The sequence below is a fragment of the Rhizocola hellebori genome (assembly GCF_016862955.1).
In the GTDB taxonomy this organism is placed as follows: Bacteria; Actinomycetota; Actinomycetes; order Mycobacteriales; family Micromonosporaceae; genus Rhizocola; species Rhizocola hellebori.
Genome location: NZ_BONY01000041.1, coordinates 21,535 through 33,337 on the forward strand (window position 1 = coordinate 21,535; position 11,803 = coordinate 33,337).

The 11,803-nt window shown below is 64.1% G+C and carries 14 protein-coding genes; 6 read left to right on the forward strand and 8 right to left on the reverse strand.

Features of this window, described 5'->3' with window-relative positions; genetic code table 11:
- Positions 1-36: 36 nt before the first annotated feature.
- The gene (locus Rhe02_RS29255; RefSeq protein WP_203911619.1) at positions 37-1,596 is read right to left on the reverse strand and encodes an alpha-L-arabinofuranosidase B; all 1,560 of its coding nucleotides are present in this window, start codon (positions 1,594-1,596) and stop codon (positions 37-39) included.
- A 300-nt stretch (positions 1,597-1,896) separates the two neighbouring features.
- Positions 1,897-2,163 carry a hypothetical protein gene (locus tag Rhe02_RS29260; protein WP_203911620.1) on the reverse strand — a complete coding sequence of 89 codons (267 nt, stop codon included), beginning with the start codon at positions 2,161-2,163 and terminating at the stop codon, positions 1,897-1,899.
- 248 nt (positions 2,164-2,411) lie between these two features.
- On the opposite strand from Rhe02_RS29260, the gene Rhe02_RS29265 reads away from it, so the two are divergent.
- The gene (locus Rhe02_RS29265) at positions 2,412-3,524 is read left to right on the forward strand and encodes a hypothetical protein (RefSeq protein ID WP_239124119.1); all 1,113 of its coding nucleotides are present in this window, start codon (positions 2,412-2,414) and stop codon (positions 3,522-3,524) included.
- A 77-nt stretch (positions 3,525-3,601) separates the two neighbouring features.
- Here Rhe02_RS29265 and Rhe02_RS29270 read toward each other — a convergent pair whose 3' ends face one another.
- From Rhe02_RS29270 to Rhe02_RS29280, 3 genes are all read right to left on the reverse strand, one after another.
- Positions 3,602-4,012 carry a hypothetical protein gene (locus Rhe02_RS29270; RefSeq protein WP_203911621.1) on the reverse strand — a complete coding sequence of 137 codons (411 nt, stop codon included), beginning with the start codon at positions 4,010-4,012 and terminating at the stop codon, positions 3,602-3,604.
- A 7-nt stretch (positions 4,013-4,019) separates the two neighbouring features.
- The gene (locus tag Rhe02_RS29275; protein WP_203911622.1) at positions 4,020-4,427 is read right to left on the reverse strand and encodes a hypothetical protein; all 408 of its coding nucleotides are present in this window, start codon (positions 4,425-4,427) and stop codon (positions 4,020-4,022) included.
- Between the two features lie 197 nt (positions 4,428-4,624).
- Complete coding sequence (locus Rhe02_RS29280; protein WP_203911623.1) at positions 4,625-5,221, reverse strand: hypothetical protein; 597 nt, start codon at positions 5,219-5,221, stop codon at positions 4,625-4,627.
- Positions 5,222-5,468: 247 nt separating this feature from the next.
- On the opposite strand from Rhe02_RS29280, the gene Rhe02_RS29285 reads away from it, so the two are divergent.
- Positions 5,469-6,203 carry a hypothetical protein gene (locus Rhe02_RS29285; protein WP_203911624.1) on the forward strand — a complete coding sequence of 245 codons (735 nt, stop codon included), beginning with the start codon at positions 5,469-5,471 and terminating at the stop codon, positions 6,201-6,203.
- Positions 6,204-6,213: 10 nt separating this feature from the next.
- On the opposite strand, the gene Rhe02_RS29290 is transcribed toward Rhe02_RS29285, so the two are convergent.
- A complete protein-coding gene (locus Rhe02_RS29290; RefSeq protein ID WP_203911625.1) occupies positions 6,214-6,936 on the reverse strand; it encodes a DUF1963 domain-containing protein in 723 nt (240 codons plus the stop codon).
- 65 nt (positions 6,937-7,001) lie between these two features.
- Positions 7,002-7,820 (reverse strand): hypothetical protein, encoded by an 819-nt coding sequence (locus Rhe02_RS29295; protein WP_203911626.1) that lies wholly within the window; start codon positions 7,818-7,820, stop codon positions 7,002-7,004.
- A 232-nt stretch (positions 7,821-8,052) separates the two neighbouring features.
- On the opposite strand from Rhe02_RS29295, the gene Rhe02_RS29300 reads away from it, so the two are divergent.
- Together Rhe02_RS29300 and fdxA are read left to right on the forward strand one after the other, a co-directional pair.
- Positions 8,053-8,733, forward strand: a complete 681-nt coding sequence (locus Rhe02_RS29300) for an alpha/beta fold hydrolase (protein ID WP_239124120.1) — start codon at positions 8,053-8,055, stop codon at positions 8,731-8,733.
- Between the two features lie 72 nt (positions 8,734-8,805).
- Positions 8,806-9,141 carry a ferredoxin gene (gene fdxA / locus Rhe02_RS29305; RefSeq protein ID WP_203911627.1) on the forward strand — a complete coding sequence of 112 codons (336 nt, stop codon included), beginning with the start codon at positions 8,806-8,808 and terminating at the stop codon, positions 9,139-9,141.
- Between the two features lie 2 nt (positions 9,142-9,143).
- Here fdxA and soxR read toward each other — a convergent pair whose 3' ends face one another.
- A complete protein-coding gene (gene soxR / locus Rhe02_RS29310; RefSeq protein WP_239124121.1) occupies positions 9,144-9,626 on the reverse strand; it encodes a redox-sensitive transcriptional activator SoxR in 483 nt (160 codons plus the stop codon).
- A 156-nt stretch (positions 9,627-9,782) separates the two neighbouring features.
- On the opposite strand from soxR, the gene Rhe02_RS29315 reads away from it, so the two are divergent.
- The gene (locus Rhe02_RS29315; RefSeq protein ID WP_203911628.1) at positions 9,783-10,487 is read left to right on the forward strand and encodes a hypothetical protein; all 705 of its coding nucleotides are present in this window, start codon (positions 9,783-9,785) and stop codon (positions 10,485-10,487) included.
- A gap of 189 nt (positions 10,488-10,676) precedes the next feature.
- Complete coding sequence (locus tag Rhe02_RS29320; protein ID WP_203911629.1) at positions 10,677-11,720, forward strand: lipase family protein; 1,044 nt, start codon at positions 10,677-10,679, stop codon at positions 11,718-11,720.
- The last annotated feature ends 83 nt before the right edge of the window (positions 11,721-11,803 follow it).

An 11,803-nucleotide genomic window follows, 5' to 3' on the forward strand; every position in this document is an offset into this window, starting at 1 on the left:
CGCGCAAAACGCGGGGCGGCTGTGTCCGTGAAGCGGCTACGGGGTCCAAGGGGCGGCGATCGCCCAGCTCACGTCGTCGCGCCAGAGGTTGGCGGAGTCGGTGGCCGCGGTGCCGCCGTTGAGGGAGATGTAGAGGTTGTTGTTGAAGTGGCGCACGTAGCGAGCGGGGAAGTTGGACGACCAGAATGAGTTGCCCTGGCCGTTCTGGCCGGCCTGGGCACAGAAGGTGGCATCGGAGGCGAAAAGGGCGGTGCCGTTGTTGCTGTGCATGAACAGCTGGAAGTTCTGATGCCGCAGGAAGTTGCCCGGGGTGTTGCGGGACTCGAACGAGCGGCAGGAGCTGTTGGCCAAGCCGGCCCGCACGATCCAGGTCGCGTTGGCTTTGGCTGTGGCTGAGCTGGACGCGGTGACGACCTGCGTGGTCACGGTCGCGCCCGAGTGGCTGAGGTAGCGGGTGGTGCAGCAGGCCGTGGTGGCCCGTAGCGAGATGGTCGAGCCGACCGCCGGCCCGGCATTGGGCAATGACGAGGGTTGGTATCCGGCAGCGACGATGTTGGCCTGGACGGCGTTCTCGGTGGCGTCCGACGGGTACCCGGCGGTCATCGCGCCCTCGTAGAAGGTGCCTGTGGCGCCGACGCTGTTGTCTCCGCCGATGCCCAGGATGATGGCGCCTTCCTTGCGCATGGGGTTATAGCCGGCGACGTTCGGGCGTGCGCCGTTGTAGAAAGTCGACAGGTTGCCCGACTGCGCGTTGCCGCCACGGATGGCCCAGTGGTTCGGTTCCCCCTTGACGATGGCGGTCAGGAACCGGTGGCTGATGCTCGGGTCGGCGGTGTTCTGGCGCGGGTTGGCACCCGAGAACAGGCCGTTTTCGAGGTCGGCCATGATCCACGGGCCGTTGCCGGAGCCGAAGCCCCACACCGTGTTGTTGCCGAAGTAGATCGCTTCCATCCGCCCGTTGCCGTTGTCGAGGCTGTTGGTCTCGGCGTTGCCATAGTCAAAACAGCAGCCGTTGTTGAAGTGCTGGCCGTTGAAGATGGCGTACATGCCCTCCGGCTGGTCGCCTGTGGCGATGCCGTTGGTGGAGTTGTCGCGGTATCCGGTGCCGGGTGCGATGAAGACGCCGTAGGCTCTGTTGCCGTTCAAGGTGACCGGCGCCGCGACGGCGTTGGCCAGGCTGTCGTTCCCGCCCGGAGCCGGGCCCGGGAACCCACCCGGCGGCGCCTGGGTCAGGTGGTTACCGCGTCCTGATTGGTCATAGATGATGGAGATAAGGCAGCTTGTGTTGGCGCAGAACGAGTCCTGCGCCGCAGCGTTGGCGACGCCGCTCGCGGCCAGAACGCCGATGTTTTGGGTGGCGTTGTCCGACGCTCGCCGGACCTGGTAAAGCGAACCGGAGTAAGAGCTGAGAAGCGCCCTGGTGGTGCTGTGCGCGGCCACGCAGGGCGTCCCTCCGGCCGCGTAGATGTCGCAGGGTCCCGTTGGGGCCGCAACTGAGGTGCCGACGCCCACGAGGACACTCGTGACCAGGGTGCCGACGGCGGTGACCGCCAGGATGGTGGTGCGTAGGCGTTGATAGCGCAGCGGTGATGCCATGGTCGACCTTCTTCCTGTGCGTAGGGCGGCTCGGTCGGACCGTCGCCGGGCACGAATCCACCGGCGCGTCGACCGGGCGGCCCGCAGGCAAAGCCAACTCATCCGTCAACACGGGGGACCTGACGGCGCAAAACATCAATGAATGAACGACCGGCGACCGAACCTCTTTCCATTAAGGGACAAACGAGTCCGTCTATGTTAGCGCTAACATAGACGAAACAATCGCCGCCCACAATGGCCCGAGTCGCCTACCGCGGCCCAGCATCCGTCGCTGCCGCTGGAAGGCCGCCAACGCGAAAGTCAGGGCCCATGGCGGATCCTGCTGACAAGGGTGTCGTCAGGACGGGCGTGGGCTACCGGCAGCACCTCGGTGACCAGTGGACGCAGTTCGGCGCGGTTCTCCTCGACGCGCATGATCATCAGAGCTGCGCGGCCTTGCCAGCTGCGCCGGGCCTGACGGTCGTTGCGCTGCTCACCGGACGGCCGTTCCGGCGGTATGAGACCGAGCAGGTCGAGCACCTCATCGAGGCAGCTGTCATAACGCTCGAACCGATTCTCGTCCACCATCGAACTCCACTGTTGGCAGGGCCACCACTCAAACCCGTGATCCGTTGCGGCGCAACCATCTTGGTTGGTTCTCCGATGGCCGGTATGATGGCCGGTGGCGTGCGTCCGCGCCGAACCTCCGGCGACCCGCCCCAGCCGGGTCACCTCAGGAGGCAAAGGGAGGTCCACCTCTCGGCCGGGTTTATTGTCGATCGTGTGGCCGCCGCACCGGTCGCTGGGGGATCTGCGACGGCACGCAGGAGACGACTATGACCAAGAAGGCCGATTTCAAACAGCGCGTGCGCGCCCGAATGATCAAGACAGGCGAGTCCTATGCGACCGCCCGCAGCCATCTCGTTGCCGGGCAGGCGGGTCTTCCGGCCGCCTCAGCGATGCTGGCAGCTCTGCACGTGAGCAATGGTGATTGCACGGACCTGCCGGGGACAGGGCTGGCGTCCCAGGTGGTGTACTGGCGTGACTCGCTGCACGAGGGGCCGGTGCCAGCGGTAGGCCCCGAGGAGCTTCGCCAGATCAGAGCCGCCTTTCTGGTGGGGGCGCGGGTGGACGACCGCGCGGAGGGCATGGAAATGTTCGCCGAGCGCGACCGCGTTCTGGCGGCCAACCGCGGCGGCGAGTACGTGCTGTGGTTTGAGGCGGATCTGTATGACCAGCTGCAGATCATTCAGATTCTCGCTCGGCTCGCCGGCCTCGGGGTGCCGGCACAACGGATCACCCTGATCTGCATCGGGGAACATCCCAGCATCGCCCGCTTCGGCGGTCTGGGCGAGCTGACCGCCGAGCAGCTACGCGAGCTGCCAGCCACGAACGCACGCATCCAGCTGACCGGTGCCGCGTTGCGGCTGGCAACCGACGCATGGGCCGCATTCTGCGCGCCGACACCCGAAGGCCTGCGCGCCATCGCCGAGAGCCGGTCAAGGGAGCTGCGGTTTCTGGGCGAGGCGTTCGACCGCCTCAGCAGGGAGTACCCGTCGGCTCGCGACGGGTTGTCGCTGACCGAAAGGCGTATCCTGGCCGCGGTCGCCGACGGCGCAGGCAACGCCGGTGCGGCGTTCGTTCGCGCCGCCGCAAGGGAAACGCGCCCCTACCTTGGGGACTCGTGGTGCTTCGCCATGATGGAACGCATGGCGCAGGCCAAAGTCCCGCTCCTTCACACCGAGCCGCCGCAACCACCGGTTGGTCGCGAAACCAGCCTGCGCCTGACAGAAGCAGGAGCACAGGTGCTCGCCGGCACGGCCGACCACGTCACGCTCAACGGCGTCGACCGGTGGATCGGCGGGGTGCACCTGCAAGGCCACCAAATACCTTGGCGCTGGGACGATGCCACCGAAACCATCACCAGCACTCGAAAGCCCGGTGTCTGAAGCCCGTCAACACCGTCTTGGAGCTGTGGCGAGACGGTGTTGACGGGCAAGCCAGTCATCGAATTCGTTTCCCGAGGCTAGTTTGTGTCGTACTTCCAGCCCGAGCAGGTGTCGACCACAGGCCACCACTTGTCATCGACGCAGACCCTGTACTGGATGGCGAAATGGCCCGAGTCCAGGTTCTTGCCCCACGTGGTGGTGCAGCCACCGTCGTTGTAGAACGTCTTCTGATCGGCGACCGTGCCGTCTTGGATCGTGATGTACTCGATGTAGACCTCGTGGTTGTCGCACTTGGCATCGTAGAGATCGAACCACGCGTGACCGCCGTGTGAAGCGGCGCTGCGGTTGAACCAGGCCTCGCCGGCCCGGGTCTTGTCCGTGTAAGTGACAGCGTTGGAGCTCGCGGCGAAAGCCGCCTCACCTGAGCCGAGCAAGGCCATGATGGCCAATGCGGCCACCGCACAAACCCGTGTCAATGCGTTTCTCACAACCATGTCACCTCAACGATTCTGTACGCCTGGGGCCACACGTATCGGGCCACAGCCCGCCGCTCACGCAGGCCCGGTAAGTGATGCTGTCCCCTGTTTCATTGAGGTTGAAGCCACGGGTGGTGCCGCAACCACCATCGTTCTTGAGGCCGTAGGTGTGATCGAGATGCCCACTCCACGAGACGGTGATGGAGACGTACACAAAGTGGCCATCGCACTTGGCGTCGTAGAGGTCGATCCAAGGCAGGTCGGCATGAGTGCCCGCGACGGGCCGGTTGTACCAGGCCTCACCCGCCCGGCTTCCGTCGGTATTGACGACGGAGTAGGAGCTCGCGGCTTGCGCCGCGCTTGGGATGAGGACAGCCAGCCCCAATGCTGCTGCCCCAACCGCTGCGCCCCGTAATGCGCTTCGCATGCGGTTCAACGAATCTGGTTCCTTTCAAGGGGTAGTAAGAATTCGAATTATGGCATGGGAGGTTCAACGCCATGGGGCGAAGTGACTAGTGCTCAGAATCACGGTATCCAAAGTAGACACAGTTTCCCCGGCGGCGAGAAGCGCAGCATGCCTGGGACGCGGGTATGCCGCGTCCCAGGCTGGGATGGTTGTCGTGGTTAGACGGAGCAGCCGACGCTCACCACCTGGGTGAGCACACCAACCTCGTGACGCACGCCGAAATCATCGATGCCGATGAGGAAGGCAAAGCCTTGATACCCGAGGCCCAGGGCGCAAGGCACCGGGTTCGAGTTGCACGGAAGGTAGAAGGTCGACGGAGCCTCACAGGCGTTGTCGCCACCGGGCACCACACTCAGGTAGCCGCCGCGGTAGCTGAACAGTCGCATCTCCGTACGCAATAGCAATGGAATGCCGTTGTAGCACTCGATTGACATACTAAAGTAGACACTGTTCCCACCGACCGGGTTGCCGATGTAGTAGTAGCAGACAATGGCGGTCGCTTCGGTTTGCGCACTGTCGAGGCCGACGGCGGCCTTCTTCGGCAGCACAAGCTTTCCAGCCGGCTTACGCGCGTTGATCTCGTCGAGGTCCGGGGCGCCGGCCCGCTCGGTCACGGTGATGGCCGTACCGGCCGTCTCGGGCTTGCTCACGGCTTGCTGGCTGGCGCTGGCCGGAGTCGTGAAGGCAAGCACGGTGGCGAACGTGGCGAGCACCATCGCGCCACCACGCATCAGGCCACTCAGGGTTCCTGTCATCGTTCCTCCTCGCTGGTTCGGCCCAGCCCGATGTGGGCCAATGCCGACCGCTGGGTTTCAGCGGCCAGACCCAAAGGTAGAAACATAGGCAGTTGTCACCATCAGTAGATCTACGCAACTTTCCTACCTATATCGCGCCCCGGTTCACCACACCGCTGGTCAGCGTGCCCTGACGTTGTCGGCCGCGGCACAAGGCCTGGATGGTGGTTATTCTCGGTTGCCTGGCTGTCGGCTGAGAGGTGCTGTGGTGAAGGGTGAGTTCCGGTTAGCGCGGCAGACTTCCAGTTGGGCGCAGTTCGCCCTCGTTGAGGTCGATGTCGTGCCGGCCGGCCGTGACGGTATGACGCTTGCCGATGATCGAACTGTTGCAGCGGTTGGACAGGCGGCAACGATCGCGGCATGGGTCGCGTTGGGTACGTTGCCAGGGAGCAACCACATTACGATCGCCTCAATCCTGACATCATCGGTGGACACCAACTGCAGCGACGTTTTCGAAGCGACGTTGAAAGCCGTGTGGTGTGCGTATGGCATGCCCGATCACGATGTGAGCCTGCGCCACCCGTGGCTGGCGGAGCAGGTGTTTGCCGAGTTGCGCGGCCGGACGCTCCTAGGGGTGACCGCAGGTCGCTACTGGTTCAAAGGCCGCCTATTTGGCGAAGTAAACATTTGGCTGCACTTCGCATACCAGGCCCCGATCCGGCTCGACGTGGACCCCCTCGGCGCGACGATGGCGATGACCAGAGACGCTCCATACCAAACCCGCGCCGCAGGCAGCTCTGGCGAGTTACGAGTCGGCCCCGCGCAACCGCCGGATCCTCTGGCAACCATTGTCGGGGGTCAATTGTTGTCCAGCACGGTGTTGGCAGCGCCGACCACGCCACCAGATCGTTATGGCGCGATCATGCTTAGTCTGACGACCGGCCAGGTTTTGATCGGCGTGGACGGCGACCGTTTGGTGGTTCACCCTTGCCCGACACGTTGATGGTGCGGGTTCAGGCGACCTCGTAGGCGATGCGCACGCGGTCCAGGTGGGTTTGTTGGAGATCCTCGTCGGGCACGAGGAAGGCGATGCGCACACATTCACCCCAGGCGGTGCCCTGCTCGGCTTCCACCTGCAGGAGCGGACGCAGCTGCGGGTGCGGCGGGTAGTAGCCGTCGCCGAGCCATCCCAGGACTTGGTGCGGGGTGTGTGGCACGAGGTCGCTGATCCGCGAGAGCACATCCAGCGTCCCGAGCGGGTCGGCTGTCATGCTGCTGGACAGCTCGCCGGCCCCCATTTCTGGCAGCGACCAGCATGGCGTCGCGGTGAGCGGCAGCTGGGGGATGACCACGGTGTCGGCTGGGGCCTGGCGCATTGGTGCGTGGCCGTTCACGTGGACGACTCGGGCCGCCTGTTCGTCGGCGCCCAGGGTGGCGTCGTCGTAGAAGAACAGCAACGTTCCCTGGTCGGGCAATGTCCATGCCGGGCCGAGTACACCGCTGAGGACTGCGCAGTCGAGCTGGGCGAGAAGGGTCAGTGGCTGTCCACTCCGATGCGGCCACTCGACGTCGGCTGGCAGCGCAGGCAGGCCGCCGTAGGCGCCCGCGTGCGGGCCAGCATCGTTGACCGTCAGCTGCGCCGAAGGACACGCCAGCGAAAGCACTGTGTCGACGATCGGTGCAAGCTGCGGCGGCAGCGAGTTGTCGAGGGCGGCGCGCAGTTCGTCAAGGTCCACGCCGCCAAGTCTTTCACCGCAGACCTGACGGCCAACGACGCAGACGCCATGAGGGCGGCAAGCTCCTAAAGCCGCTCTCCGGTGCCCGCGGTTGACTTTCTCCCCTTTTGGCGCCGTCGTGCTCGGTAGAACCAGGCGAGGACGCCGACGACCGTGGTGGCGATGGCTGACCAGGTCGCCCAGTTGGTGAAGACCTCGTGGGCGGTGTACGAGACGGTCCGGCGGACCTGCAGCCTTAGCGGCAATTGGCCCGCTATGACATAGCCGTTGTCAAGCGGCACCTCAAGATAGGCCATGAACAACAGCGCCTTGGTCGGGTGGAATGGATGCACCGTCCACGTCCAAAGCATCTTGATGTCGCTGCCGGCGGAGGCGTCCACAGACTCCGAGGGCACGATACTCACATCGCCAGGATCAGCGCGCAACGTCACCCTCACTTTTGGTCCAACCTGGACCGGTCCTGCGGCCACCGATGTCGTGGTGTTTTCCAGGACCTCGTTGATTTTCTTGGAGAACTCGGATCCGGAACCGACGCTTAGCCCGAGCCGCGCCGTTTCGCCGGCATTCAATACAGAGGGCACCTGCCAGTGTGAATCTGCCGTGACGAGCCCGGCTGTGTCCTGCTCGACCTTGCCGAAGTTGGGAGATGGTCGAGGCGTGGGCGATGCCGAGGAAGGCTGGCTCGAAGAGGACGTCGCAGGACTTGGCGTAGCAGCGGCGAGGCTGCTGGGTGTCGGGCGGGGACTCGGGGCGGCCTCCACCCGCATGTCCTGCGGATGCAGCGAGAAGAAAACAACATCCGCGAACATCAACCCGGCGACACTGACCAGAACGGCAATCGCCGCAGCAAGCCAAGCGAAGCGCATCCTGCGTCTCTTGTCCATGGCTACCTCCCCGGGGCATTCCTATCTGGATCGTTGCTGGCCCAGCAGCAGTTTTCCACTCGCAGTCAGCTCATGATGTCGTGGTGACGACAGCCAGAAATTTGGCATGATCAATACCAACGGCGAACCAGCCGTCCTCGCAAGGATCGAGGGGACAGCGCCGCAACGCCGCGCTGGTTACAATCGTGATACTCCCCTCCTTCTTTGTCGCCCGGAGTTTGGCCGCCGCTCTATGAAATTTTTCAACGTCAATGGTGTACGGATGCCGGTGGCCATCTCCGGCACGCCAGGTGCCCGGCCGCTAGTGTTGCTGCACGGCGGCAGCACCACACATACCGTCTGGGACCATCTGGTCACCTCGTTCGCCGCGACCCATGAGGTATACGCCGTCGACCAACGTGGCTACGGCGCGGGCAGTCGCGATGGGGACTACTCGTTCGAGCTCATGCGCGATGACGTGCTGGGACTATTCGACGCGATCGGCGCGGACAGGGTTGATCTCATCGGTCATTCGATGGGGGCCACCGTGGCCTGGCTCGTCGCCCAGGCAGCCGCGAATCGAGTGGCACACCTGGTCGTCGTGGACACGCTGCCGCCCAGGCCCCGACCAGAACCCGTGGCCATGCCACCACGCCCCACCGGAGAGCTGGACTTCGACTGGCGGGCGCTGCAGGCAGTCATGGCCCAATTCAATGACCCAGACCCGAGTTGGTGGGAGCTTTTGCCGACGGTCGTTGGACCGGTCCTGATCCTGTCGGGCGGTCCGGCCTCACGCACCTCGAAGCAGGCATTCGAGCAAGCACGATCGATGCTGCGCAACGCGCAGCTTGTGGAAATCCCCGTTGGACACAACATTCATAGCGATGCCCCACAGGAATTCCTTGCCGCCGTGGTGCCATTTCTGTCCACCTGAGTCCTCACGCGGGCGCCGCAGTCCGATGCCCGGGCTTGCGCTCAAGTGCGGTTGAGCTCCTACCGTCGGCTCATGACCTACGTGATCGCACTGCCGTGCGTGGATGTGATGGACAAAGCATGCGTGGACGAGTGCCCGGTGGACTGCATCTACGAGGGCGAACGGATGTTGTACATCCATCCTGACGTGTGCATCGACTGCGGTGCCTGCGAGCCGGCGTGCCCAGTCGAAGCCATCTACTTCGAGGACGACCTTCCCGACGAGTTCATCGGATACACCGCCGTCAACGCCGCGTTCGTTGCCGCGATCGGTTCTCCTGGTGGGGCCCGGAGAATAGGACCCGTTGCGGGCGACCACGCGCTCGTGGCGGCCCTGCCGCCACAGATCCGCGACGACGCCCGGGCTTGAGATCACGCGGGATCGATGCACTCGCTGGACTCGTGCAGGCGCACCGGTCCCTGGCCGCGTGTGCGAAGCCGGTCATCCGGGTTGAGCAGATCGCACAGTTTCATCGACAGGCAGCCGCATCCGATGCAGGCGGTGAGCTGTCGCTCGAGATTCATGATGTACCGTCGCCTGTCCTCCAGCTGGCGCTTCCACTCACGAGACACCCGCACCCAGTCCCGGTGGCTGGGCGCTTCGTCGGCCGGCAGCGTCGTGAAGATCTCCGCGACGTCGGCGAGCGGGATGCCCAGCCGCCGTGCCGCGAGAATGAGCGAGATGCGCCGCAGCATGTGCCGCCGGTACAGCCGCTGATTGCCGCGGTTACGCTCGGTCGTGATGAGCCCATGCGCCTCGTAGAACCGCAGTGCGGACGGCGCCACCCCGGTACGGGCGACGACCTCCCGAACGGTGAGCAGGTCGTTCGGGTGCGCGAACGGCTCCAATGACACCCGTGGATCGTAAAACCTCAACCTGGGTTTAGATCAAGCCCGATCGTCCAACGTCGCATCCATTCACCCCGCAGATAGGGTGGGTACGTGCGCTCAGCAGTTGATCTTCGGTTGCGGTGGCTTGGGATGTTGCCACGGTTCGTCACACGACCCGGCATGTACGCCGCCGACGGGCGTGCATACGACGTCCAAGCGCGTACTTTGCTGGCCGATCTATGTTTCCTGGACGAACGCGAAGCCGATCAAGACAGTGTCGACCAGGTGATAGACGGCTACGGCAAGTTCGGGGTGGTCGGGCCATTTACCGCGTTATTCGGCAGCGAAGGCCGCTATGTGGAAGAGGTCGCATCGGTGTTCGCCGAGCAATTCCACCGCCTGGGCTACCTCGCCGTGGACAGGACGTTAAGCAAGGATGCCTGGAGCGAGCTCATGGCCGGGGTGCGAGAGCGGTTCAACGAACACGACGTGCGTCGCAGTGAGGTCGACGCGATGTACGGGACGCCAAGCCTCATTGTCGGCCAACGCGTGCTTTGTTATGCGCCAGATGATGGCAGCGCGTGGGTCTTCTTCGACTGCTTCGCCGAAGCCGTCCGCCGATACGAGCCTGCGACCGGCGCATACACCTTCGAGCCAGATCACGATCCCTTGGTGCGTTGCGTACGCACGCCCGCCAAGACGTTCGACGCCGGCCTGATCCTCACCGTCTACGGCAAGGTGCTGCGATGGGGTCCGGGATGGTGGCTCCGCCACGCCGAGCGCCTCTCGCCCGAACAAAAGGCCGTGGCGGCGCAGCTGCGCGAGGTTGAGGCAGAGGACCCATCGACCGCCCTGCGAGCGAGGCCAGCAGAGCCGTTCGGGTAAGGCGCGCCGTTGGCACCAGCACGAAGCCGAAGGTGCAGGCGTCGTTCCACAACGGAACATTTGTATTGTCTAAATAGGACTGCACGGCGTCATTGGTGTTGGGCGTTCCCAATGTGTCGATATCCGGGTCATCGGACCGCCGATTACATACGGTGTCTATTGGGTATCAGCCCAACTCAAGGAGATGAAATGGCAACGCCGCAGCAAGTGACAATGACATTGGCAGCCCTTGCTACCACTAACGCCGCACCGCATCCGCCTGGCGAGGACCCAGATGAGCATGCGGCCCGGATTTTTGCTGGGATAAATAGCTATCTGACCGACTCAGGCCTCGCCACAAGTGGCACGTGGGCACCGGTGTGGCTCGCATTGACTTCGGATAGCGCAAACCTGTGCTATATCGCGAAGAACTCCGCCGCCGGAAAGAACGAGTTCGCGGTCGCCATCCGCGGCACGAGCGCTTCGGTGCTCGACATTCTCCAGGATTTCGAAGTGGGCACGGTTGTCCCGTTCACCGCGGGCGGATCGCCTAGCCCCATTTCGGTCTCGAAGGGCGCGATGGACGCGTTCACCGAGATCGTCAACGCGCAGTCGCCGCAGACCGCAAATTGCGGAAACTATCCCGGCACCACTTTGATTCAAGCGCTTAACAGCATTCTGGGTTCGGCGCCAACCACGCCGCGGCCCACCGTCTACGTCACTGGCCACAGCCTTGGCGGCTGTGTGGCGACCATGGTGTCGCTTTACCTTCAGGCGCAATCCTGGACCAACACGCCTGCCTTCGCGGTATACACATTCGCCGCGCCCACTGCCGGCCTGGACAGCTTCGCCCAATACTTTATGTCGGTGAAGTGGGCGGCCTACCAACGCACAGTCAACGCCTACGACGTGGTGCCACAGGCATGGGTCAAGGCTGACCTCAATGCGGTCACCGGCTGGTATCCATCGCCGGGGCCTGCGGCGACCGATGAGGTGAAGGCAACCATCGAGCTGCTCATCGGCTCTGCGCATGGCAACGCCTACGTCCAGCCGGGCGTTGCGGTCCTGCTCAATGACGACCCAGCGCATCCGTATCAGCTCTACGACCCGAATCTGGTCAACAAGACGTTCAAGGATTTTCTGGGGCAGATGGGTTTCCAGCATGCCAACAATACCTATCTGACCCTGCTGGGCGCACCAGTCATCCCGGCTGAGCCAGCCATGACCGCTGCGGGCAGCCGCGCCCGCCGGTGACGTTCAGCGGATTCACGGTGGGGCCAAGGTCGCGCGGGGCGGGACCTTCGGCCCTGCCGGCCGGCCAGCGCCACAGGTGCAAT

Bases quoted from the DNA above. Each gene is read 5' to 3' on its own strand.
- Rhe02_RS29300 (WP_239124120.1), top strand. From the start codon at position 8,053: ATGAAATTTTTCAACGTCAATGGTGTACGGATGCCGGTGGCCATCTCC.
- Rhe02_RS29320 (WP_203911629.1), top strand. From the start codon at position 10,677: ATGGCAACGCCGCAGCAAGTGACAATGACATTGGCAGCCCTTGCTACC.
- Rhe02_RS29260 (WP_203911620.1), bottom strand. From the start codon at position 2,163: ATGGTGGACGAGAATCGGTTCGAGCGTTATGACAGCTGCCTCGATGAG.
- Rhe02_RS29280 (WP_203911623.1), bottom strand. From the start codon at position 5,221: ATGACAGGAACCCTGAGTGGCCTGATGCGTGGTGGCGCGATGGTGCTC.
- fdxA (WP_203911627.1), top strand. From the start codon at position 8,806: ATGACCTACGTGATCGCACTGCCGTGCGTGGATGTGATGGACAAAGCA.
- Rhe02_RS29315 (WP_203911628.1), top strand. From the start codon at position 9,783: ATGTACGCCGCCGACGGGCGTGCATACGACGTCCAAGCGCGTACTTTG.
- Rhe02_RS29265 (WP_239124119.1), top strand. From the start codon at position 2,412: ATGACCAAGAAGGCCGATTTCAAACAGCGCGTGCGCGCCCGAATGATC.
- Rhe02_RS29295 (WP_203911626.1), bottom strand. From the start codon at position 7,820: ATGGACAAGAGACGCAGGATGCGCTTCGCTTGGCTTGCTGCGGCGATT.
- Rhe02_RS29275 (WP_203911622.1), bottom strand. From the start codon at position 4,427: ATGCGAAGCGCATTACGGGGCGCAGCGGTTGGGGCAGCAGCATTGGGG.
- Rhe02_RS29255 (WP_203911619.1), bottom strand. From the start codon at position 1,596: ATGGCATCACCGCTGCGCTATCAACGCCTACGCACCACCATCCTGGCG.